The sequence below is a fragment of the Armatimonadota bacterium genome, assembly GCA_025059775.1.
GTDB lineage: Bacteria > Sysuimicrobiota > Sysuimicrobiia > Sysuimicrobiales > Sysuimicrobiaceae > Sysuimicrobium.
In genome coordinates this window covers 69350-91470 of the sequence record JANXCW010000005.1, presented here as the reverse complement: position 1 = coordinate 91470, position 22121 = coordinate 69350, and the positions used below count along the sequence as shown (strand labels likewise).

17 protein-coding genes, 1 other RNA gene and 2 pseudogenes are annotated in these 22121 nt (G+C 69.1%); 3 read left to right on the top strand and 17 right to left on the bottom strand.

Annotated features, from left to right (window positions below; genetic code table 11):
- Window positions 1-3 precede the first annotated feature (3 nt).
- From N0A24_05430 to N0A24_05415, 4 genes are all read right to left on the bottom strand, one after another.
- Window positions 4-2412: a molybdopterin-dependent oxidoreductase gene (locus N0A24_05430; protein MCS7172831.1), complete on the bottom strand. Its 2409-nt coding sequence runs from the start codon at window positions 2410-2412 to the stop codon at window positions 4-6.
- Between the two features lie 14 nt (window positions 2413-2426).
- The gene (locus N0A24_05425) at window positions 2427-2921 is read right to left on the bottom strand and encodes a (2Fe-2S)-binding protein (GenBank protein MCS7172830.1); all 495 of its coding nucleotides are present in this window, start codon (window positions 2919-2921) and stop codon (window positions 2427-2429) included.
- A gap of 122 nt (window positions 2922-3043) precedes the next feature.
- A complete protein-coding gene (locus N0A24_05420; GenBank protein ID MCS7172829.1) occupies window positions 3044-3757 on the bottom strand; it encodes an acetate--CoA ligase family protein in 714 nt (237 codons plus the stop codon).
- A gap of 15 nt (window positions 3758-3772) precedes the next feature.
- A complete protein-coding gene (locus tag N0A24_05415) occupies window positions 3773-5215 on the bottom strand; it encodes a CoA-binding protein (protein MCS7172828.1) in 1443 nt (480 codons plus the stop codon).
- Window positions 5216-5336: 121 nt separating this feature from the next.
- Between N0A24_05415 and N0A24_05410 the strand changes: the two are divergent.
- A pseudogene (locus N0A24_05410) lies at window positions 5337-6068 on the top strand (DUF364 domain-containing protein).
- On the opposite strand, the pseudogene N0A24_05405 reads toward N0A24_05410, so the two are convergent.
- The 9 genes and pseudogenes from N0A24_05405 to thiS all read right to left on the bottom strand — a co-directional run bounded on the left by N0A24_05405 (window position 6013) and on the right by thiS (window position 14812).
- A pseudogene (locus N0A24_05405) lies at window positions 6013-6147 on the bottom strand (response regulator). The pseudogenes N0A24_05410 and N0A24_05405 sit on opposite strands and share 56 nt — an antisense overlap.
- Before the next feature lie 37 nt (window positions 6148-6184).
- The gene (locus tag N0A24_05400; protein ID MCS7172827.1) at window positions 6185-7777 is read right to left on the bottom strand and encodes a benzoate-CoA ligase family protein; all 1593 of its coding nucleotides are present in this window, start codon (window positions 7775-7777) and stop codon (window positions 6185-6187) included.
- A gap of 89 nt (window positions 7778-7866) precedes the next feature.
- Window positions 7867-8520, bottom strand: coding sequence for an NADPH-dependent F420 reductase (gene npdG, locus N0A24_05395; GenBank protein MCS7172826.1), 654 nt, complete (start codon window positions 8518-8520; stop codon window positions 7867-7869).
- Window positions 8496-9503, bottom strand: coding sequence for an MBL fold metallo-hydrolase (locus N0A24_05390; GenBank protein ID MCS7172825.1), 1008 nt, complete (start codon window positions 9501-9503; stop codon window positions 8496-8498). The genes npdG and N0A24_05390 overlap by 25 nt, the downstream gene beginning before the upstream one ends.
- A 4-nt stretch (window positions 9504-9507) precedes the next feature.
- Window positions 9508-10698, bottom strand: coding sequence for an acyl-CoA dehydrogenase family protein (locus N0A24_05385; protein MCS7172824.1), 1191 nt, complete (start codon window positions 10696-10698; stop codon window positions 9508-9510).
- Window positions 10699-10716: 18 nt separating this feature from the next.
- The gene (locus tag N0A24_05380) at window positions 10717-12330 is read right to left on the bottom strand and encodes a 3-hydroxyacyl-CoA dehydrogenase (GenBank protein MCS7172823.1); all 1614 of its coding nucleotides are present in this window, start codon (window positions 12328-12330) and stop codon (window positions 10717-10719) included.
- A 5-nt stretch (window positions 12331-12335) separates the two neighbouring features.
- On the bottom strand, window positions 12336-13112 hold the full coding sequence (locus tag N0A24_05375) for an enoyl-CoA hydratase-related protein (protein ID MCS7172822.1): 777 nt from the start codon (window positions 13110-13112) through the stop codon (window positions 12336-12338).
- Between the two features lie 84 nt (window positions 13113-13196).
- The gene (locus N0A24_05370; protein MCS7172821.1) at window positions 13197-13760 is read right to left on the bottom strand and encodes a thiamine phosphate synthase; all 564 of its coding nucleotides are present in this window, start codon (window positions 13758-13760) and stop codon (window positions 13197-13199) included.
- 59 nt (window positions 13761-13819) lie between these two features.
- Window positions 13820-14812 carry a sulfur carrier protein ThiS gene (gene thiS / locus N0A24_05365; protein ID MCS7172820.1) on the bottom strand — a complete coding sequence of 331 codons (993 nt, stop codon included), beginning with the start codon at window positions 14810-14812 and terminating at the stop codon, window positions 13820-13822.
- Window positions 14813-14916: 104 nt separating this feature from the next.
- On the opposite strand from thiS, the gene amrB reads away from it, so the two are divergent.
- Entirely contained in the window at window positions 14917-16113 is a 1197-nt protein-coding gene (gene amrB / locus N0A24_05360) for an AmmeMemoRadiSam system protein B (GenBank protein MCS7172819.1), read from the top strand.
- On the opposite strand, the gene N0A24_05355 is transcribed toward amrB, so the two are convergent.
- The 4 genes from N0A24_05355 to ssrA form a co-directional block, all read right to left on the bottom strand.
- Entirely contained in the window at window positions 16105-16749 is a 645-nt protein-coding gene (locus N0A24_05355) for an LUD domain-containing protein (GenBank protein MCS7172818.1), read from the bottom strand. The genes amrB and N0A24_05355 overlap by 9 nt on opposite strands.
- A complete protein-coding gene (locus N0A24_05350; GenBank protein MCS7172817.1) occupies window positions 16713-18128 on the bottom strand; it encodes a LutB/LldF family L-lactate oxidation iron-sulfur protein in 1416 nt (471 codons plus the stop codon). Before N0A24_05350 ends, N0A24_05355 begins: the two co-directional genes overlap by 37 nt.
- The gene (locus N0A24_05345) at window positions 18125-18877 is read right to left on the bottom strand and encodes a (Fe-S)-binding protein (GenBank protein ID MCS7172816.1); all 753 of its coding nucleotides are present in this window, start codon (window positions 18875-18877) and stop codon (window positions 18125-18127) included. The genes N0A24_05350 and N0A24_05345 overlap by 4 nt, the downstream gene beginning before the upstream one ends.
- Before the next feature lie 28 nt (window positions 18878-18905).
- Window positions 18906-19258, bottom strand: a transfer-messenger RNA (tmRNA) gene (gene ssrA / locus N0A24_05340).
- 91 nt (window positions 19259-19349) lie between these two features.
- Here ssrA and ppc point away from each other — a divergent pair.
- Window positions 19350-22121 carry a phosphoenolpyruvate carboxylase gene (ppc, locus tag N0A24_05335; protein MCS7172815.1) on the top strand — a complete coding sequence of 924 codons (2772 nt, stop codon included), beginning with the start codon at window positions 19350-19352 and terminating at the stop codon, window positions 22119-22121.

The window sequence follows — 22121 nt, the reverse complement described above, 5'->3', positions numbered from 1 at the left end:
CTCCTATGCGGGTTTCGCCTCCAGTTCCCACTGCGGGGGCCGCGCCACCCGTTCGGGGGCAGGGAAGGAGAAGGGGGGAAGCTTGGTGGGCCCCACCCGGGCGGGCCGTCCCTTTCGGCGTTCCTCCAGGGCCTTGAGGATCTTCTCCGGGGTCACGGGGACCTCGTCCACCCGGATCTTGAGGGCGTCCACGATGGCGTTGAGGATTGCAGGTACGACGCACAGCAGCGGCCCCTGCCCCACCTCCTTAGCGCTGAAGGGCGCCCGGGGGTCTTCGGTATCTACGAAGAGGGTGATCACCTCCGGCATCTCGTGGATGGTGGGGATCTTGTAGTCCAGGAGGGAGGGGCCCCGGTGCAGGTGCTTGCGAAAGGCCTGCTCCTCCAGCAGGGCTTCGCCCAGGGCCATGTACACGCTGCCCTCCACCTGACCTTCCGCCAGGGTAGGGTTGAGGGCACGGCCGATGTCGTGGGCCACCCACACCCGCTCCACCTTCACCTCCCCCGTTTCTGGATCGCACCGCACCTCCGCCACGCAGGCGGAGAAGGTGTAGGTGGGAGAAGGTCCCACGCCCGATCCCTTGTAGGTGCCCAGTTTCTCCGGCGGCCGGTAGCTCCCAGAGGTGGACAGGCATCCGAACTTCGCCTCCGCCCACTGCGCCGCCTGGGCGAAGGAAGCTCCCACCTCCGGGTTCTCCGCGTCGTAGATGCGCCGGTTCCGGCAGATCAAACGATGCCGGGGAACCTGGAGTCGCTCCGCCACCGCCTCCAGCAAGAGGTTCCGCACCCGGCAGGCGGCTTCGTAGGCCGCATTGCCCACCATGAGGGTCACGCGACTGCTGTAGCTGCCGAGGTCGATGGGGGTGAGATCTGTGTCAGAGGTGACGAGGCAGATCTCCTGCGGGCTCAGCCCCAGGACCTCTGCCACGATGGTGGCCACCGCGGTGGCGGATCCCTGTCCGATCTCCGTGGCCAGGGTGTACACGGTGACCACTCCCGTGCGATCCACCCGGAGGTGCACCTCGGAGTGGGGCATGTCGCTGAAGTAGATGGAGCCCCCAGCTCCCGTGAGGTAGGCGCTGCAGGCGAACCCGATGCCGCGTCCGTACGGAAGCCGCCCGCGCTTGCGGTACCAGCCGCTCGCTTCCACCACCTTCTCGATGCACGCCCGCAGTCCGTTGCTGGTGATCTCCAGCCAGTTCACCGTGAGCTCATTGGGCCCCGTGAGGTTGCGCAGCCGCAGCTCCACAGGGTCCAGCCCGAGGTCCTCGCTCAGCTTGTCCAGGTGGACCTCCAGGGCGCACCGGGCCTGCGGGGTCCCGTGTCCCCGCTTGGGCCCGCAGGGGGGTTTATTGGTGAACACCCGCACCCCTTGGAACCGGTAGTGCGGGATGCGGTAGCTCACGGGCTGCTGGGTGCCCGCGTACAGCATGGTCGCCGGCCCGAAGGAACAGTACGCGCCTCCGTCCAGGTAGGCCTCCACGTGCATGGCCACAATCCGGCCGTCCCGCGTGACGCCGGTGCGGATGCGCAAAAGTTCCGGATGCCGCCCCCGGTGGGCGTAGAACACCTCCTCCCGGGTCAGGGTGATCTTCACGGGCCGGCCCGTGAGCATGCTGAGTTTGGCCGCGCACACCTCGTGGTGGAAGATGTCCAGCTTCCCCCCGAACCCGCCCCCTACCGCGGGCACGATGACCCGTACCTGATGCTCCTCCAGCTGCAGGGCCTTGGCGAGCCCCTTGTGCAGGTAATGGGGCCCCTGGTGGGAGGTCCACAGGGTGAGCTTCTTCGCCCCGGGATCCCACCATGCGAGGGCGCTGTGGGGCTCCATGGGCGCGTGGGTGCTGCCCTCATAGAAGAACAGGTCCTCCCGGACGTAGTCCGCTTCCGCGAATCCCCGCTCCACATCCCCGAACTCCAGCGACGCCAGCCGGTGCACGTTCCCGAAGGGGCCGTAGTCGTGGATGCGGGGCTCCGGGTGCGCCAAGGCCTCCTCGACGGTCATGCGGGCGGGAAGCGGCTCGTAGTCCACCTCGATGAGGCGGACCGCCTCCTCTGCGGTGTAGGGGTCCACCGCGGCCACCGCGGCCACGGGCTCTCCCACATACCGCACCTTGTCCACCGCGAGCGCGGTTTCATCCTGGCCCACGGGGAACACCCCGTAGCGGACGGGCAGATCTCTCCCGGTGATAACCGCCACCACCCCCGGCAGTGCCAGGGCCCGCTGCACCCGGATCTCCCGGATCCGGGCATGGGCCTGGGTGCTGCGGGCGAGCTTGCCGAAGAGCATTCCCGGCAGGGAAAGGTCGTCCGTGTACTGGGCCCGCCCCATCACCTTGGCCCAACCGTCCACCCGCGGAAGGCGCTGGCCCACCACCGTGAAGACTTCCTCCCGCTCCTTCACCACCGCCATGGGCGCTCCTCCTTTTACCTTGACTCGGACGCCGTGGAACCTACGGACAGGTGCCTTGCCGCGGCCCGAACCGCCTCGAGGATCTTCAGATATCCCGTGCACCGGCAGAACACCCCGGACAGGGCATCCCGAATCTGCTGCTCGGTAGGTGCGGGGACCTCCTCCAGGAGGGCCTTCGCGGTAAGGATCATGGCAGGCGTGCAGTACCCACACTGGAGGGCACCGAGCTCCACAAACGCCCGCTGCAGGGGATGCAGCTCGCCGTCCCGGCTCAGCCCCTCGATGGTGGTGACCTCATGGCCCTCCGCGTCCACCGCCAGCAGGAGGCAGCTCAGCGTGGGTTTGCCGTCCACCAGCACCGTGCACACCCCGCACTCCCCCAGCTCGCATCCGTGCTTGGTCCCCACCAGCCCCAGATCTTCCCGCAGAACCTCCAGGAGGGTCCGGTGAACGGGCACGAGCAGGCGATACTCCTGTCCGTTCACCCGGAGGCGTACCGGCTGGTCCATGAGGGCACCCCCGGTTTTTGACCGGATGGTCAGTCTCGACCGCAGTATACGCCCCGGGGCAGTTCCCTGGACAATCCGGCGGAGAACGGAGGGGGAATACTGCGGAGAACCGATGCGCTAGATCAAGGGCGGTCTTCCGGGGGATCCGTTTGTAGCACCATGCGGGCGTCCACCGCCACGCACCCTTCCGGTCCCGCCACCACGGGGTTCAGATCCAGCTCCCGGATGGCCCGTTCTGCCACCAGCAGCTCTCCCACCCGCACCAACATCTCCCCCACGGCCCGGATGTCCGCGGGCGGGCGACCCCGCAGGCCCTGCAGGAGCCGGTACGCCCGGGTCTCCGCCAGCTGCTGGAGGGCTTCCTCCAGGTCAAGGGGCGCGAGCCGGAAGGAGACGTCCCGCAGGAGCTCCACGAGGATCCCGCCTCCGCCCACCATGACCACGGGGCCGAACTGGGGATCCACCACGCCCCCCACCACCAGCTCCGCGCTCCCTTTCTCCATGCGCTGCACGAGGATGCCGTCCACGGAGGCTTGCGGGGCGTGTCGGGACACCGTTTCCAGCAGCTGGGGATATGCCCTCCGCACCTCCTCGCCCGACCGCAGGTCCACCACCACCCCGCCCACGTCGGACTTGTGCAGGATCTGAGAGGAGATCACCTTGAGCACCACGGGATAGCCCACGCGATCCGCGGCCTCCACCGCTTCCTCCGCGGTGCGACACACGGCGAAGGGCGCGTGCGGGATTCCGTATGCCTCACACAGGGCATAGCTTTCCGGCTCCAGGAGGAAGCCGCGACCCTGCTCCAGAGCCTGTGTGATCACGGGGTGAGGCATGGGTGGAACCTCCGGTTAGCGCTTGCGCATCCGATCGTGGACGTACCGCACCACCTGGGCCAGAGCTCGGACCGCGGCATCTGGGAATTCGAAGGTGGGGAGGCCTCCAGCCTCCAGCCTCCTGCGGGCCCGGGCCACCGCATCCCCGAAGGTGAGCACGGGCAGCACGGGCTTGCGGGGCTCGGGCTGAGCCCAGTAAGCCTCCAGAATGGCCTCGGCCACCTCCTCCTCGTCCAGGAACGCGGGCGGGGTGGTGAGGAGGAGGGCCGCGTCCACCTCCGGGGCCTCCAGAACCACCCGCAGGACCTCTCCGTGGGTCCGGGCACGGATGGATCCCGTCATGTCCAGATAGCCGTCGGGCCTACCGATGGTGGCGGTGGGTGCCAGGATCCCTCGCAGCACCTCCCGCACGGGATCCGAGAAACGGGCCAGCTGTAGGACACCGCTGGCGGCCACCTCGTCCACGCAGATGGTGCCCGGGCCCCCGATGGCACTGCACACGCACACCCGGTTGCCCCTAGGGAGCGGCAGCTTCTCCAGGACCCGCACGAGGTCGTAGAATTCCGACATGCTGCGCGCCCGTAGGATTCCTGCCTGCCGGAAAGCTCCCTCGTAGATCTCGTCCTGTCCCGCGAGGGAACCCGTGTGGCTGCTGGCGGCCCGGGCTCCCAGCTCCGTGCGTCCGGCCTTGTAGACCACCACGGGCTTGGCGCAGGCTACCTCCGCGGCCGCCAGGACGAACCCGCGGGCATCCCGGAGCCCCTCCAGGTACACTCCGATCACCCGGGTGTGGGGGTCGGCGCCCAGGTAGCGCACCAGCTCGGTCATGTCCACATCCGCCATGTTCCCCACGGACACCAGCTTCGAGAGCCCCACCATGCCGAGGGGACGGGCCCACTGAAGGAACGAGATGGCAAACGCCCCGCTCTGCGTCACCAGGGCTAGACCCCCTCCTGGGTAGGTCCCGAGGTCAAAGGTGGTGGTCACGCCCGTACGGGTGTCCAGTACCCCCATGCAGTTGGGGCCCACCACCCGGATGCCCCGAGGCCGGAGGGGCTCCAGGAGGGCCTCCTGGAGGAGACGCCCCTCTGGAGTCTCCGTCTCCGCGAACCCCCCAGAGACCACCACCACCGCGGCTGCGTCCCCGCGCTCGTCGTGACGCCGCGCGATCTGTCTGGCCACCTCCACGCACACCCGGGCGGGCACCGCGAGGACCACGAGATCCACGGGACCCGGAATCTCCAGGACGGAGGGATAGGCTCGGAAGCCTGCCACTTCCGATGCGGAGGGGTGCACCGGGTAGACGGCACCCGCGAAGTGGGTCTGGGTGGCGAACCGGAGGATCTGGTGTCCAGGGGAACCCGGGTCCGGAGAGGCTCCCACGATGGCCACCCCACGGGGCTGGAACAACGCATCGATTCCCCGCCAGGTTCGCGGTGCTTTGGGTAGCTCAGGCATCGGAGGAATGCTCCTGCAAGCGCATCGTCGCGCCTATTTTACAACACACCCTCCCTCCGCCCTCGCCCATCGCCGCCCCCATGGAGTACAAAAAAAGCAGAGATCCCGCGGGAGGTGGCGCATGCGGCTTCTTGAGGCCTGCCTGAAGGCCCTTTCGGCACGGCTGGGGGAGGATCCGCTGGTCGTTCAGGACGTCCGGGTGGGCGTCTTCTACACCGCGGTGGCCCTCATCACGGGCCACGTGGGGGTGGCGTTTACCCCCCGTGGGCTTTCGGACACCGTCTGCTGCCCCCGCTCCGCGGCCGCTGCCCCGCCCGCGGGACGCTTAGGGGGGCAGGACGCGTGGAAACTGGTCGCGGAGGTCCGCTCGCCCGTAGCGCTGCGGCGGGCGGTAGGAGTGGCCACCCTGAACGCCCTATCTGCCCTCGCCATGGATCGGTTCGGCGTTCCCGGGGGCGTACGGATTCCCGGCCTTGATGCCCTCGAGGCCGCGGGAGTCTCCGGTGAGGACCGGGTGGTCCTGGTGGGTGCGTTCTCCCCTTTCATCAAGAGCCTGAAGGGCACGGTATCGGCCCTGTGGGTCATAGACCGTCATCCAGAAGCTTTGCGGGAGGAGGAACGCGTCCTGTGGCGGCCGCCGGAGGGCGCCGCGGAGGTGCTGCGGGAGGCCACGGTGGTGGTCATCACGGGTTCTTCTCTGGTGGAAGGCGGCTTGGACGAGCTCCTCGATTCCTGCCGCGGGGCGCGCCGGGTGGTACTGGCAGGTCCCACGGCTTCCCCCTGGCCCGAACCGTTCTTCCAGAGGGGCGTGCACATCCTGGGTGGGATCCTGGTCCTGGACGGGCCTCGCCTGGTGCGCATTGTGGGCGAGGGCGGCAGCGGGTACTTCTTCCAGGAGGCCGCGGAGAAGGTCTGCCTGGTCCGGGAGGACGTGGCTCCGTCCCTCCCGGGTGTCCGCGAGGCCTGTGCTCAGGACGCAGCCCCTCGCTCCTGACAGAGGGCCTCCCGCAGGCGGTAGCGCTGCAGCTTCCCCGTGGCCGTCCGGGGGAGCTCCCGTACGAACCGAAACCACCGGGGGTGCTTGTAGCCGGCAAGTCGCGCGCGCACGAACTCCCGCAACCCCTGTTCCAGGCTCGGCGAGGGCGTGTATCCTTCCCGGAGCACCACAAAGGCTATAGGCTTTTCCAGTCCCATCTCGTCCGGCGCCCCCACCACCGCACACTCCGCCACCGCGGGGTGCTCCAGCAAAATTCCCTCCACCTCCAGGGGGGAGACCCACAGACCTCCGGGCTTAAGCAGATCGTCCATCCGCCCCCGGTACCAGTAGAACCCCTCGTCGTCCACGGAGAACAGATCCCCCGTGACGAACCACTCCCCCTGCAGGACCTGTCGGGTCCTCCGGTGATCCCTCCAGTACCCTGCGAAGATCCCCTCGTTCTTCACCCACAGGATGCCCACGGCTCCCCTGGAGACCTCCCGGCCTTCCTCGTCCATCACTCTCCCCTCAAACCCCGAAAGCAGCACCCCACTGCTGGGGGGTTTGAGTCTGCGGGGGGTATTGGAGAGGTAGATAGCTCCCACCTCCGTGGACCCCACCCCGTCGAAGATGGGAATGCGAAACCGCTCCCACCACCGATCGAACACCGGCTTCGGCAGGGGCTCGCCCGCGGAGACGCAACACCGCAGGAAGGAGAGGGACAGGCGCCGGCCCGTGCGGTGGAGGTGGTCCAAGAGGGCTGCATAAAAGGTGGGAACGCTGTAGAAGACCGTGGGCCGGTGTGCCTCCAGCAGATCCAGCACCGCTCCGGGCTCGGGTCGATCCGGATTCAGCACCACCTGGGCCCCGCACAGGAAGGGGCTGTCCAGGGAGTTGTTGCGGCCGTAGGAGAAGTACAGCTTGGAGGTGGAGTATACCTTGTCCTCAGGTCCGAGTTCCACCACCTCCCGGCAGTGGGGGGGCATGAAGTGCAGGAGGTCGCGGTGCAGGTGCACCACCGCCTTGGGCCGGCCCGTGGTTCCGGAGCTGTACATCCAGAAAGCCATGTCGTCCGGAGCGGTGCAGACGGGTTGTGGCTGCGGTAGAACCCCGCTCAGGAGATCCTCCCACCCGATCTCCGGGCCTACAGGCTCTCCCACCACCACCACGTGCCGCAGGGCGGGAGGGGGATCCTGCAGGCACCGTAGACGGGCTGCCACCGCTTCATCCACCACCGCCACCTTCGCCCGGCTGTGCCGGAGGAAATACGCATACTCAGGGGGGGTCGCGAGGGTGCTGACCAGTACGGGAACCGCTCCGATCTTCAACGCGCCGAAGTAGGCGGCGTAGAACTCGGGGCGATCCGCCAAGCACAGGAGCACCCGGTTCTCAGGCTCCACCCCGAGCCGTCGGAAAGCGAAAGCGGCTCGGTTCGCCTGCTCGAACAGGGTCCGAAACGAGACAGTCCTGTCCGCAAAGTGTAGGGCGGGCCGGTCTCCCCGCCCTTCCTGCACATGCCGGTCCAACAGGAACGCGGCGAGGTTGAATTCCTCGCCGCCCACGTCCCACGCTCTGGGTGCGTCCATCCCCCTCCAACCACACCCATGGCAGCGAGGGGGAGGAATGTCCGTCAATCCTCCGGCTGCACTAAGTTTCCTTCCCCGTACTGCATCAGCTATACTCCCACGAACCGCACCCCGATGTCCTTCTTGCCGTAGCGCTGGTTGAGTTGAAGGATCAGGACCGCGAGGCGCTCCAGGGTGGCGGCCTGCTCGAGTCCTCCCGCATCTAGCCCGCGCAGGCCGATCCTCCGGCTCAACCGGATCACCGTCTCCTTCGCCTCCGGGTCGTCCCCGCAGACCAGGGTGTCCTCCTCCAGGGGGACTTCCAGCCGTTGGAGCCGGTGTGCGGAGAGGGTGTGGAAGGCGGCCACCACCCGGGCTTCCGGCAGGAGACGCTGTGCCTGCTGGGCTGCGGAGCCTGCCGGAGGGATGTCCAGCTCCGGTGGCCGCAGCCGGCGGAGGGGTACGGTGGCGTCCACCACGACCTTTCCACGCACCGCTTCCCGGATGTCCGAAAGGATGGCCTCCTGGGCCGCAAAGGGGATGGTCAGCACCACCACCGTGGCGGCCTCCGCGGCCTCCCGGTTGAGGGCCCCGGAAAGCTGTGCTTCAGGTCGGAGGCTCCGGGCCCGGAGCACCGCATCCTCCGCCCGCTCACGGCTGCGGGACCCGAGGATTACCGCAAGGCCCGCGGTGGCCCACCGGAGCCCGAGCCCGAACCCCTCTTTGCCCGTTCCCCCGATCACCGCGATGATCTCGTTTGCCATCCGTCTCCTCCGCGGCTCAGGATGTAGCGGACGGGATCCCCATCCTGGGTCCGAACCTTCCCCCGCTGCTCCAGGTACACCAGGTGGGCCATGGCCTCTGTGAGGCCGAACCGCTCGTTGTGGGGATCCAGGTCTGCCCCGAAAAGCGCCAGATGCACCTCGTAGGCGGTGCGGGCCCCTCCCCGCAACACGGCCTCCACGGCCTCCAGGCGGGACGCATGGTGGGCCAGCAGTTCCTCGGTGCGCTCCGCACATCCCTCGTAGGGGTCCCCGTGCCCGGGAAGCACCTGCCGCACGGGCAGATCCCGCAGTCCGTGCAGACTGCGGAGGAAATCCGCAAGGGGATCGGGGCCCGCCAGCGGCCACAGTCCGATGTTCGGGGTGATGCGGGGAAGGAGGTGATCCCCCGCGAGGAGCGTGCCCGTGCGTGTCTCGTAGAGGCATACGTGGGCCGGCGCATGCCCGGGGGTGAGGAAGACCTCCCACCGCCCTCCCCCTAGGTTCAGAACCTCCCCCTCGCGCAGGAGGCGGCCCACCCGCGGGGGCTTCGCAGGCTCCCAGACCTTCTGTCCACTCTCCACGGTCTGACGGACCCTTTCCGCGGGCATCCCGGCCCGGAGGAACTGCCGGGCCACTTCCTCCCAGACTTCCGTCCCGGGGCGGTACGCCCAGGTCACCTCCCACTCCCGGGCCTCCATCCACACGGAGCAACCGAACCGCTCCTGCAGCTCCAGGGCCATGCCGAAGTGGTCCGGGTGGGCGTGGGTGATGAGGATCACCCGGGGCCGGGAACCAGTCCGCCGCAGCGCCTCCTGGAGCACGCGTCGTCCTGGAGGGAAGGGATACCCTGTATCCACCAGCACCGCGTCCGCACCGTCTCCCACCAGGTACACGTTGACCCACCGGGTGGGGAAGGGAACCGGGACCCGGAGCCGCCGGACACCCGGAGCGACCTCCTCGAAATGCGGGGCGAAGTCCTCCACGGGGCTAATCCCGGCCGAAGGCGGACTGTCCCGTGATCTGGCGGCCCACGATGAGGGTGTGGACGTCGTAGGTGCCCTCGTAGGTGTCCACGGACTCCAGGTTCGCCGCGTGCCGCATGGCGTGGTACTCCGCGGTGATCCCGTAGGCGCCCAGGATCAGGCGGGCATCCCGGGCCACCTCCAGGGCGGCCCGCACGTTGTGCCGCTTCGCCAGGGACACCTGGGCGTAGTGCATCCGGCCCGCATCCTTGAGCTGCCCCAGCCGGTAGGCCAGCAGCTGGCTCGTGGTGATCTTGGTGAGCATGTCCACGAGCCGTTCCTGGATGATCTGGGTGGCCGCGATGGGCCGCCCGAAGGCGATGCGGCCCTGCGCATAGCTAAGGGCCTCCTCGAAGCAGGCCACCGCGGCACCCACCGCTCCCCACGCGATCCCGTACCGGGCCTGGGTGAGGCAACTCAGGGCCTTGCTGAGCCCCACGCCGCCGGGAAGCGCCAACTCCTCTGGAACCTCCACCTCCTCCAGCACCAGCTCGCTCGTGACCGATGCCCGCATGGAGATCTTCGTGTGGATGTCGTGGGCGGAGAATCCCGGGAGGTCCGTGGGTACGATGAACCCCCGCACGGCATCGGATTCGTCCCTGGCCCACACGATGGCCAGGTGGGCGATGGAGCCGTTGGTGATCCACATCTTGGTACCCGTGATCACCCAGCCGCGGGCGGTGCGGCGGGCCCGGGTGTTCATAGCCGCGGGATCGCTTCCCGCGGTGGGCTCCGTGAGCCCGAAGCACCCGATGAGTTCGCCCCTCGCCAGCTTGGGCAGGTAATGCCGTCGCTGCTCCTCGCTTCCAAAGGCATAGATGGGATACATGACCAGCGAACCCTGCACGCTCACGAAGGAGCGCAGGCCGCTGTCGCCCCGCTCCAATTCCTGCATGATGACCCCGTAGGAAATGCTGTCGAGCCCCGCGCATCCGTACGCCTCGGGCAGGTTGGCGCCCAGCACCCCGAGCTCCGCCAGCCGGGGGACCAGCTCCACGGGGAAGCGTCCCTCCAGCCACCACCGCCCGATGTGCGGCAGCACCTCCCGGTCCACGAACCGCCGCACCGTTTCCCGCACGGATCGCTGGACATCCGTGAGGAGGTCCTCCACCGCGTAGAAGTCCGAAGCCACCCGGTACGCCACCTCTTGCGCCATGGCTCTCTCCTCCTGCGTTCAGTCCCCCGATCCATCCCTCCGCCCGCGCCTGCCCGGCCAGTACCCTAACCACGCCGCCCGCTGCAGCAGGGGTGCGGTGCGGTACCGCTCCTCCCCGTAGTAAGCCCGCAGCCCCTCCAGGATACCCACCAGTGCCCGGATTCCCACCCGCTCCGCCCACGCAAAGGGACCGAAGGGGTGGTTGGCACCTAGCTGCATGGCAGCGTCCACGTCCTCCGGAGTCGCCACGCCCTCCCCGCATGCGAATGCGGCCTCGTTCACCAGGGTCGCCAGAACCCGCGGAAACACCCCACCCGGGGCATCCCCCACCCGGAGCAGGGGAAGCCCCAGGGAAGCCAGGAACGGCGCAGGGTCCACCTGGGTGCCCTCGTGGACGGTCCACTCGAGGACCTTGCGGTCCGCAAGGGGCGGAAGGGTGACGTACCCCGCGAGCCGCTCCGCTCTCTCCACCCACACGGCGCACTCCGCGCTCGCGGCGTTCGCGCACGCCACCAGCAGCACCGCCTTCTCCGGAAGCGCGCCGTCCAGGGCCCGCAGCATTTCCCGCTTGCGGCTCCGGTCCTCCACCTCCGCCTCCCATGCGGCCCGGACCGCAAGCGGCCGCCTGGGAGGATCGGGAACCTCCACCACGTCGTACCCTCGGTCCCGTAGCCTACGCCGTAGCTCCTCCGCCAGCCCCGACTGGCCTGCCACCGCGTAGGGACCGGCATCCGGCTCAGGGAGCGGCAGGGGAGGCGGTGGGGTCTTGTCCGCTTCTTCGTACGCGTAGAACCCGCGGCCCGTCTTGCGCCCCAGCCGCCCCGAGAGGACCATCTCCCGCTGGAGGGGATGCGGCCGGAAGCGGCTTTCGCCGAAGAAGGCGTGGTAAAGGGCTTGGGAGACCGCATATCCCACGTCCACGCCCACCAGGTCCATGAGCTCGAAGGGCCCCATACGGAATCCGCCCGCCTCCCGAAGGGCACGGTCCACGGTGGCCACATCTACAAGGCCTTCCGCTACCATCCGGAGGGCCTCGCCGTAGAAGGGCCGATTCACCCGGTTCACCACGAAGCCCGGGCGATCCCGCACCACGATCGGGGTCTTCCCGAGGTCCCGGGCAAAGGCCACCAGCCGTTCCACGGTCTCCGGTGCGGTCTGCGGAGCCTGGACCACCTCCACCAGGCGCATTACGGGCGCGGGGTTGAAGAAGTGCAGCCCCGCCACCCGCTCCGGATGGGGGGTAGCGGCCGCGATCTCCGCCACCGAGAGGGCGCTGGTGTTGGTGGCAAGGAGAGCAGCGGGGCACACCTCTCCAAGCCGGTGGAACAGGTCCTGTTTCAATCCCAGGTCCTCCGGGGCGGCCTCGATCACCAGGTCGCACGGGCTCAGGGCCTCCAGGATCTCCGTGGGGGTGATCCGGCCCAGGGTTTGCGCGGGCGCGTCCTGCCCGAGCCGCCCCCGTTCCACCGCCCGCTCCAGCTCCCGGCGGATGCGCTCCAGGGCCCGCGGCAGAGCCTGCGGAATCGCATCGTACAGCACCACCCGGAAGCCCGCCAGGGCGCACACCTGCGCGATCCCCGATCCCATGGTTCCGGCCCCACACACGCCCACCGTTTGAACCCCGTGGGTCATCCGGCCTACCTTCCGTGAAAGACGGGTTTGCGCTTCTCCAGGAACGCCCGCACGCCCTCCTCCCGATCCTCCGTGCCGAACACGAGGGCACTCAATCGCCGCTCGTATTCCAGCCCCACCTCCACCGTGGTGTCCATGGACCGGAGGATGGCCTCCTTCGCGAGCCGCACCGCGATCGGGGCTTTCGAGGCGATCTCGCGCGCCAGGGCAATCGCCTCCTCCAGGTAGCGCTCCACAGGGGCCACCCGGTTTACCAGGCCCCACGCGTGGGCCTCCTGCGCGGTGATGGGTCGGCCCGTGAGGATCATCTCCATGGCCCGGTGCTTGCCCACTAGGCGCGGCAGCCGCTGGGTACCCCCGGCGCCGGGGATGATGCCGATATTAACCTCTGGTTGCCCGAACCGGGCAGTCTCGGAAGCCACGATGAGGTCGCACAGCATGGCGAGCTCGCACCCGCCCCCCAAACAGTACCCGCTCACCGCGGCCACGAGGGGTTTCGGGAACCGCCGGATCCGCTCCCAAGCCAGGGGCCGATGCCCGCCGAGCATCTTCAGGGCCGTCATGTCCCGGAACTCCTGGATGTCCGCGCCTGCGGCGAAGGCCCGGTCGTTCCCCGTGATCACCACCACCCGGATCTCCGGATCTGCCTCGAAGTCGTCCAAGGCCCGCACCAGTTCGTCCAGCAGCTGCGTCCTCAGCGCGTTCAGCTTCTCGGGACGGTTCAGCCGGATGAGCCCTACATGCGCCTCCGGGATCTCCACCAGGATGTCCTCGTACGGCATGTTCACCTCCTCCTTCAGGTTCACCCCAACCTTACGACATCCACGGCCACAGACGCCTACGGGCGTCTTCACCAAAAATCTGCTTCACTCGGAGGAGCAAACAATTTTTCGCGTATCTTTCAGCATCCGCCGGATCTCCCGCGCGGCCCGCTCGGGATCCTGCGCCCGCAGGATGGCCCCTCGCACGGCCACGCCCCACGCCCCCGCCTCCATGGCCTCCGGGACCTGCTCCGCTCCGATGCCGCCGATGGCGAGTACGGGAATCCCTCCGGCCGCCCGCACCACCTGCCCCAGCCCCCGCGGCCCAAGGGGAGAGCCGCCGGGTTTGGAATCCGTGGGGTACACGGGGCCCGCGATCAGGTAATCGGGGCGCTCCCGGCTCGCGCGCACCGCTGCCTCCGGCGAGTGCACGGATCGTCCCCAGAGGGGCCAGTTCCCCCCTGGGGATGGGCTTCCTTCGGGAAGGTGCAGTCCCACTCCCAGGCGACGCGCAAGGTGGGGCCGATCGTTGAGGAGGAGGATCACTCCCTCCCCCACTGCCTCCCGGATGCGCTGGACGAGCTCCTCCAGCGCCTCGTCCCCAAGATCCTTTTCCCGCACCTGGACCGCCTCCACCCCGCCCCGCACCGCTGCCTGGATCACCCTCACGAGATCCTTCTCCCCTACCAGGTGCCGGTCCGTGACGAGGAGGAAGCGTGGGACGGATTTCACGGATTCTGTCCGGCTCGCAGCACGGGCTCCAGGATGCGGCCCGTCATGGGGCTCGTGGGCTCCGCGAGGAACTTCGCGGGCATGCGACCCGCGAGATACGCCATCCGACCTGCGATGGCCGCGTGTCGGATGGCCCGGGCCATGCGTACGGGATCCCGGGCCCGGGCCACCGCGGAGTTCAGCAGCACCCCATCACATCCCAGCTCGAAGGCGATGGCCACGTCCGAAGCGGTGCCCACGCCCGCGTCCACGATCACGGGAACCCGCACGGTCTGTCGGATGAGGAGAATGTTGTGGGGGTTGCGAATGCCGAGTCCGCTCCCGATCGGGGCCGCCAGGGGCATCACCGCCGCGCACCCCAGGTCCTCCAGCTTGCGGGCGGTGATGGGATCGTCGTTGGTGTACGGGAGGACCTTAAACCCCTCCCGCACCAGGATCCGGGCAGCCTCCAATAGCCCTTCCACATCCGGCAACAGGGTCTCCTCGTCTGCGATCACTTCCAGCTTGACGAGGTCCGTGCCCAGGGCCTCCCGCGCGAGCTGCGCGGTGAGCACCGCCTCCCGCGCCGTGTGGCAACCCGCGGTGTTGGGCAGAATGCGGTAGCCCTCCTCCTGGAGGATCCGGTACAGGTTCTCGGGTCCCTCCCCGAACCCCACCCTGCGGATGGCCACCGTTACCATCTCCGTGCCCGTGGCCCGCAGGGCGTCCAGCATCACCTGCAGGTTGGGATAGCGGGCGGTTCCCAGAATCAACCGGGAACGCAGACGGATGCCCGCCAACTCCCAACCGTCCTCCTCCGAACCGCCGGCCACGGGCCGCACGATCTCCACCTCGTCTCCTGCTCGCAGCACGTACGTCGCCCATTGCGCCCGTGGGATCACCTGGGCGTTCACCGCGATGGCGACCCCCTCGGGACGCACCCCCAGTTCCTCCAGGAGGCCCAACAGGCCGTTCTCCGGGAGGGGCCGACGCTCCCCGTTCACCACGATCCACCCGCGCTCGCTCACCCTCTCGCCTCCTCAAGTCCCCAGCTTAGCACACCTGCGCCTACCGGATCGGAACCGGGTACAATGGGGCACCGGAGGGAGACGGGGTGCCGCTCCCGAGGCTGAGACCCGTGGAGTTCTTTCCGGTGCGCGTCCACGGCCGGGAGATGATCGGGGTGCGGGACCCGGAGGGCATTGTGGAGGACGCGGTGCTTCTCCCGCCCGCGGTAGCGCTGGTGGCGTCCCTGCTGGACGGGAACCGGGATGTGGTGGATGTGCAGACGGAGTACGCGCGCCGTTCCGGCGGGGAGATCCTGTTCCGTGAGGAGCTGGAGCGCATCGTGGCGGAGCTGGATCGGGCAGGGCTGCTGCTCACGGAGTCCTTCGAGGCCCGGAGGCGAGACCAACTGGAGGCCTACCGGCGATCGGAGGTACGCCCTCCTTACCTCGCGGGCCGCTCGTACCCCGCGGAAGCGGAACCCCTCCGGGCGATGCTCCGCCGACACCTGGAGGCGGTGCGCCCCGCGGAACTGGAGGGGATCCGGCCGCGGGGCATCATCGCCCCCCACATCGACTTCCACCGGGGCGGGTGGTGCTACGGGTGGGCATACGCGGCCCTCCGCCAGAGCCCCGCCCGCACGTTCCTCCTCCTCGGCGTGGCCCACGCGGCTCCGCCCGCGCCGTTTGTGCTTACGACCAAGGCCTTCCAGACGCCGCTCGGTGTGGTCCCCGTGGACTCCGCCTTCGTGGAGGCCCTACAGGCCCGGACCGAGGATCTGACGGAGCACGAGCTGGTGCACCGCACCGAGCACTCCCTGGAGTTCCAGGTGCTCTTCCTGCAGGTGGCCCTGGAGGGCCGTGCGTTTTCCATCGTTCCCCTCCTCTGCTCCGGGTTCGAGCAGTGGTGTGGCCCGGGCTCCCCCCGGGAGGTGCCGGAGATCGAGCAGGTCATCCGGGCCCTGCGGGACCTGACCGTAGATCGGAAGGATGTGGGGGTGGTGGTGGGGGTGGACCTGAGCCACGTGGGTCCCCGGTTCGGGGACCCGGACCCTCCGGACGCCCGCCTTGCCTCCCGCACCTCCCTGCGGGATCGGGTGGTCCTGGAGGCCATCGTACGGGGAGACCCGGAGGCCTTCTGGCGGGAGGGGATGGCGGACGGGAACCGGCAGCGCATCGACGCGCTTTCCGCGGTGTACACCGCCCTGCGGGTGCTGGAGCCCGCGCGTGGGAGGCTCCTGCGTTACGGACAGGCCCCGGATCCCGCAGGCGGCATTGTCTCCTTCGCGAGTCTCGCCCTAGGGTAGGAGGCCGCGGACCACCACCACGTGCACCACTCCGGGGCCGTGCACCCCCGGGGTGAGGGTCTGCTCGATGTCCGCGGTACGGCTCGGCCCGGTGATGAACGTGAGGGCAGCGGGAACGTCGTCCAGGCGGTCGAAGAGGGCGTCGAGATCCGTGAGGATGCGGTCCTCTCCGAGAACCGCGACGTGCACGGGCGGGAGAAGCGAGAGGAGACGCTCCTGAGCAGGACCCGAAAGCAGCACAAGGCTTCCGGTCTCCGCAAGCCCCCAGTCCGCGGCTGTCACGCCCGCGTCCGCATCCCGGGCCACCTCCACTCCTCCCACGGCAAACCCCACCGCCCGCAGTGGGGGGATGAGAGCCTGGACGTTCCCCGCCACCCCTACCCGCCTTACGCCCGTAGCCCGCAGGATCTCCGCCACGGTTTGCACGAGCTCCCCTCCGGAACTCCGGTGGACCCGAACGCCCACCGCCTCCGCTTCCCGCACAAACCGCCCCACGAGATCCCCCTCCACCTCCGCCCGGTAGCGGGCGGAGGTGGGCAAAGGACCTTCGGGCGGGCGGGGAACCTCCGGAGCCCCCCGCAGGGCCTGGCGGATGCGGCTCAGGATCGCCGATCGGGCTTCCGCCACTTCCTCCACCGCTCCCGGAAAGTTCTGGAGGCTGGAGGCGGGAAGTCGCGCGCGTGGGTCCATGCCTGGCGCAAGCCCCCAAGAGCCCGGATGGGCCGATCCCCCCACACCCGCCACACGGCCCGCGCGAGCCTGGACCCCAGCCGGTAACGCCCGGGGGATCGGAGGACCCACCCCAGCGTCCGCATGGCCAAGCGCTCCGCCAGCCCCACCCCGCCGGAGGATACCACCCGGGCCCGCAGGTGTACCAGCATCCGGGGGATGTCGATCCGCACCGGACACACCTCCCGGCACGCCCCACAGAGTGTGGAGGCGTATGGGAGCTCGGGAGCCCGGGAGATCCCCACCAGCTGCGGGGTGAGCACGGCCCCGATGGGCCCTCCGTACACCCAACCGTAGGTGTGCCCGCCCACCCGCTCGTACACGGGGCAGGCATTCAGGCAGGCTCCGCACCGCAGGCACTGCAGGACCTCCCGCAGGTCCGGGTCCGCGAGCACCGCGGTGCGGCGGTTGTCCACCAGCACCAGGTGGAACTCGCCGGGGCCGTCCGCCTCCGTGGGCCGTCGCGGGCCGCTGATCACGGAGATGTAGCTGCTCAGCTTCTGGCCCGTGGCGCTGCGCACCAGCAGCGGCAAGAACACCGCCAGATCCCGCAGGCGCGGGATCACCTTTTCGATGCCCGCCACCGCGATGTGGACCCGGGGGAGGGTGGTCACCATCCGCGCGTTCCCCTCGTTCTCCACCAGCACCACGCTCCCGGTCTCCGCCACGAGGAAGTTGGCACCCGTAATCCCCACATCCGCGGTGAGGAAGACCTGCCGTAGGTGGGCCCGCGCGGCCCGGGTGAGGACCTCCACGGGCGCATGGGCGGGAGTCCCCAGGTGCCGGCTGAACAGCTCCGCCACATCCTCCCGTCGTTTGTGGATGATGGGGGCAATGAGGTGGGAGGGGCGGTCCTCATCCAGCTGCACCACGAACTCGCCCAGGTCGGTCTCCACCACGCGAATTCCAGCCTGCATCAGGGCCCGGTTCAGCCCGATCTCCTCCGTGAGCATGGATTTGCTCTTCACCGCGGTACGGGCACCCGCGCTCCGGCAGATCTCCACCACCACCGCGCACGCCTCCGGTGCGTCCCGGGCCCAGTGCACTACTCCACCTCGGGCCTGCACTTGCGCTTCCAGCTGCTCCAGGTAGCGGTCCAGGTGGAGGAGGGTGTGCATCTTGATCTGCTTGGCCCGGTCCCGGAGCGCTTCGAAGTGCGGCAACTCCTGAGTGGCCCGGGTCCACTTCCCCCGCAGGTCCTCCGTGGCCCGACGCAGCGCCTCCCGCAGTCGCACGTCCTGCAGGGCCCGTACGCTGCACTCCCGAAACCGGATGCGCCCGCTCACGGTTCCCTCGCGTTCAGGAGTTCCGCTAGGTGCAGGGTCCGAATGGGGCTCCTGCGCCGCTGAAGGGCCCCGCGGAGGTGCATCAGGCACCCCATGTCCGTGCCCACCACCGCCTCCGCCCCGGTCGCCTCGAGGTCCGCCAGCTTGTCCAGCAGCATGGCTTCGGATATGGGCGCGAACTTCACGGAGAAGATCCCGCCGAACCCACAGCAGGCCTCCGCCCGCGGCAGCGGCACGTACTCCGCTCCCTCTACGCTCCGGACGAGCTGCTCCGCACACGCCGCCGCTCCGAGCCCCCGCAGGAGGTGGCAGGAGGGGTGGTAGGTCAGGCGGACCCGGAACCGCGCTCCGAGTCGGGTTATCCCCAGCACCCGCACCAGGAACTCGCTGAGCTCATAGGTGCGGTGCGCCACCTCCCGCGCCTGGGCCTCCAGGGATGTGTGCTGGAGGAGGTACGGGTAGAACTCCCGGACGAACGCCACACAGCTCCCGCTGGGGGACACCACGGCTTCATAGGGCGCGAAGACCTCCACAAACCGGCGGGCGAGTTCGAGGGCCTCCCCGGGGAACCCATCGTTGAGCAGCACCTGGCCGCAACACGTCTGGGCCTCCGGAAACGTAACCCGCACCCCCGCCCGCTCCAGAACCTCCACCGCAGCCTCCCCCACCTCCGGGAAGAACTGATCCACCAGACACGTCACGAACAGGGCCACACCGGTAGGTCTTCTAAGAGGCTGGATCTGAGCCATCGGATGGCACCTGAGAACACCCTAAACCTGGTGGAGGCGGCGGGAATCGAACCCGCGTCCGAGGTGGGCGAGGGCAGAGCGTCTACGAGCGTAGCCTGCGTTTTCCTCTCACGCCCGAAGGCTCCCGCAGGCGGGATCCTCCGAGCGCCAGCCCCGACCTTCTTAGCTGCGCCGCCGGGGGCAGGGCGGCACAACGCAGCCGACTCATGACGCCCCATCCCGGCCCGTCGGCCCTGCCGGGGGGACGGCCGCGGGGATTAAGCCGCGGCGGCGAGAGCAGGTTGCGTGACGCGTATTGCGTCGCCCAGGTTTTTGACGAGGACCCTGGGACCTCGGCTCGCAGCCCTGCTTCTTCCCACCCCGTCGAGCCCATTCGCCCCCAACGGAGGGAAACCACCGCAGGACCGCCTGCGCTTCCCTCGCGGTGCCATTGTACCATGGGGAGAGCGACCGAGGGAAATGCGATCCAGGGATGGTCCAGGAGCGGACTCCCATCGATCGGCTGCGGGATGACGTCCGGCTGCTCGGGACGATCCTGGGGCAGGTGCTCACTGAACAGGGGGGATCCTCCCTGTTCGACCTCGTGGAGGGGATCCGGCGACTGGCCATCGAACTGCGCACCGCCTACTCCGAGGAGAAGGAGCGGCTCCTCCGGGCCACCGTGGAGAGCCTGGACCCAGGTAGCGCCCTCCAGGTGGTGCGGGCCTTCACCGTGTACTTCCACCTCATCAACCTCGCGGAACAGAACCACCGGCTGCGCAGACTGCGGGAACAGGAGCAGGAGATCTCCCCTGCGCCCCGCCGGGAGTCCGTGGGTGCCGCGGTGGCGGAGCTCACCTCCCGAGGAATTCCCCGGGAGCGTATCCGGGAGGCGTTCGCCTCCCTGGAGCTGCGCCCCGTGTTCACCGCCCACCCCACGGAGGTGCGCCGACGCGCGGTGCTCCGGCATCTCCAGCACATCGCGGAGTGCATCGCACAGCTGGAGGAGACGCGCCTCTCCCCCACGGACCGCGGACGGGTGCTTGAGGCCCTCCGCGCGGAGACCACGGTCCTGTGGCAGACGGACGAGGTGCGCACCCTCCGTCCACACCCGCTCGAGGAGGTCCAGACGGGGCTGTACTACTTCGCGCACAGCGTCTACCGGGCGGTGCCCATCCTGTACCGGGACCTCGCAGAAGCTCTGGAGGCTCACGGGATTCCAGGCCCCCCACCCTGGCCCGTGCTCCATTTCGGATCCTGGATGGGCGGGGATCGGGACGGAAATCCCCACGTGGATGCACAGACCACGGCCCGCACGCTGGAGCTGCACCGCTCCCTCATCCTCCACTGCTACCGGGAGGAGGCGGAAGCCCTGCGGGACGAGCTCACCCCCTCCACCCGCCGGGTGGGGATCTCGGAAGCCCTGCGGGCCTCTTTAGAAGCGGACCTGAAGCGGTTCCCGGAGCTTGCGGAGGTGCAGCGACGGTACCCGGACGAGCCCTACCGGCAAAAGATGGGGTGCGTCGCAGAACGTCTCCACCGTACCTACGAGGATCCCCGAAGCCCCCTTGCCTACCGGGATCCGGAGGAACTCCTCGAAGACCTCCGGTGCGTCCAGCACAGCCTCGAGGCCCACGGAGGCGGACGCATCGCCCGGGGGCGGCTCGCGGACTTCCTCGCGCGGGTCCAGACCTTCGGGTTCCACCTGGCGAAACTGGATCTGCGGCAGGAGAGCGGGGTGCATGGGCGGCTGGTGGCCCAGATACTGCGGCAGGCGGGCGTGGTAGAGGATTACGAGGGCCTGCCAGAGGGGGAAAAGGTGGCGCTGCTGGTGCAGCTGCTCTCCGGTCCCCTCCTGGCCCCGGGGCACCTGGTGATCGCCACCGAGCCGGAGCGGAGCACCTGGGAGGTGTTCCAGCGGCTGGGAGACTGGCAGGACCGCTATGGGCCGGAGGCGTGCGACGCGTACATCATCAGCCTCACCGCGGGCCCCAGCGACGTCCTCGAGGTCTTGTTCCTGGCCAGGGAGGCGGGGCTCGTGGGGTACGATCCGGAAGGCCGTGCCACCAGCCGGCTGGACATCGTCCCCCTCTTCGAGCGGATCGCGGAGCTGCGGGCGTGCGGGCAGATCCTGGAAACGCTCCTCCAGTTCCCCTGCTATCGGGCCCAGGTGCGGGCCCGGGGGGATCTCCAGGAGATCATGCTGGGGTATTCCGACAGCAACAAGGACGGGGGGTACCTGGCGGCGGAGTGGGCCCTGTACCGGGCGCAGCGGGTGCTGCCCGGGGTGTGCCGACGGTACGGGTGCGAGGTACGGCTTTTCCACGGCCGGGGCGGGGCCATCGGCCGGGGAGGGGGGCCCGCGGAGCGGGCCATCCTTGCCATGCCCCCGGAGGCACTCAACGGCAGGCTGAAGCTCACAGAGCAGGGAGAGGTCCTCTTCGCCCGCTATGCCAACCCCCTCATCGCCCGCCGCCACCTGGAGCAGCTCCTCCACGCCCTCCTGCGGGCGCACCTCCTGGGCTCCGGGACGCGGGATCCCGAGCGGCTAGAGCGGTGGGAGGCGGTGATGGAGGAGCTGGCCGAGGTGGCCCTGCACGCCTACCGGTCCCTGGTGTACGAAACCCCGGGGTTTGCACGGTATTTCTTTGAGGCCACGCCCATCGAGGAGATCGGTCGGCTCCACACGGCCTCGCGTCCTCCAAGCCGCCGGGACGCCCGGCGCATCGAGGACCTGCGGGCCATCCCCTGGGTCTTCAGCTGGACCCAGACTCGGACGAACCTCCCCGGATGGTACGGGCTCGGAAGCGCCCTCGCGGGCTTCGCGGACCGCTCTCCCGCGCACCTCGCCGAGCTCCAGGAGATGTACCGAGGGTGGCCCTTTTTCCGGAGCGTGCTCGATAACGCACAGATCAGCCTGGGGACCGCGGACCTTCGCATCGCGCGTCTGTACGCGGAGAACGTCACGGACCGGCGACTCGGGGAGGAGATCTTCCACCGCATCCGGGCGGAGTACGAGCGGTCCGTGGAGGCCGTACTCCGGATCACCGGGCAGCGCCGGTTGCTGGACAACGCGCCCACCCTGCAGCGCCTGGTGGCCCTCCGGAACCCCTACGTGGACCCCATGCACTACATCCAGGCGCACCTGCTCCGAAGTCTGCGCCAGGCCCTGGAGAGTGGGGACATCGAGCGGGCGGAACAGTGGCGGTGGATCGTGCTCCACGCCATCAACGGCATCGCGGCGGGAATCCAGACCACGGGATAG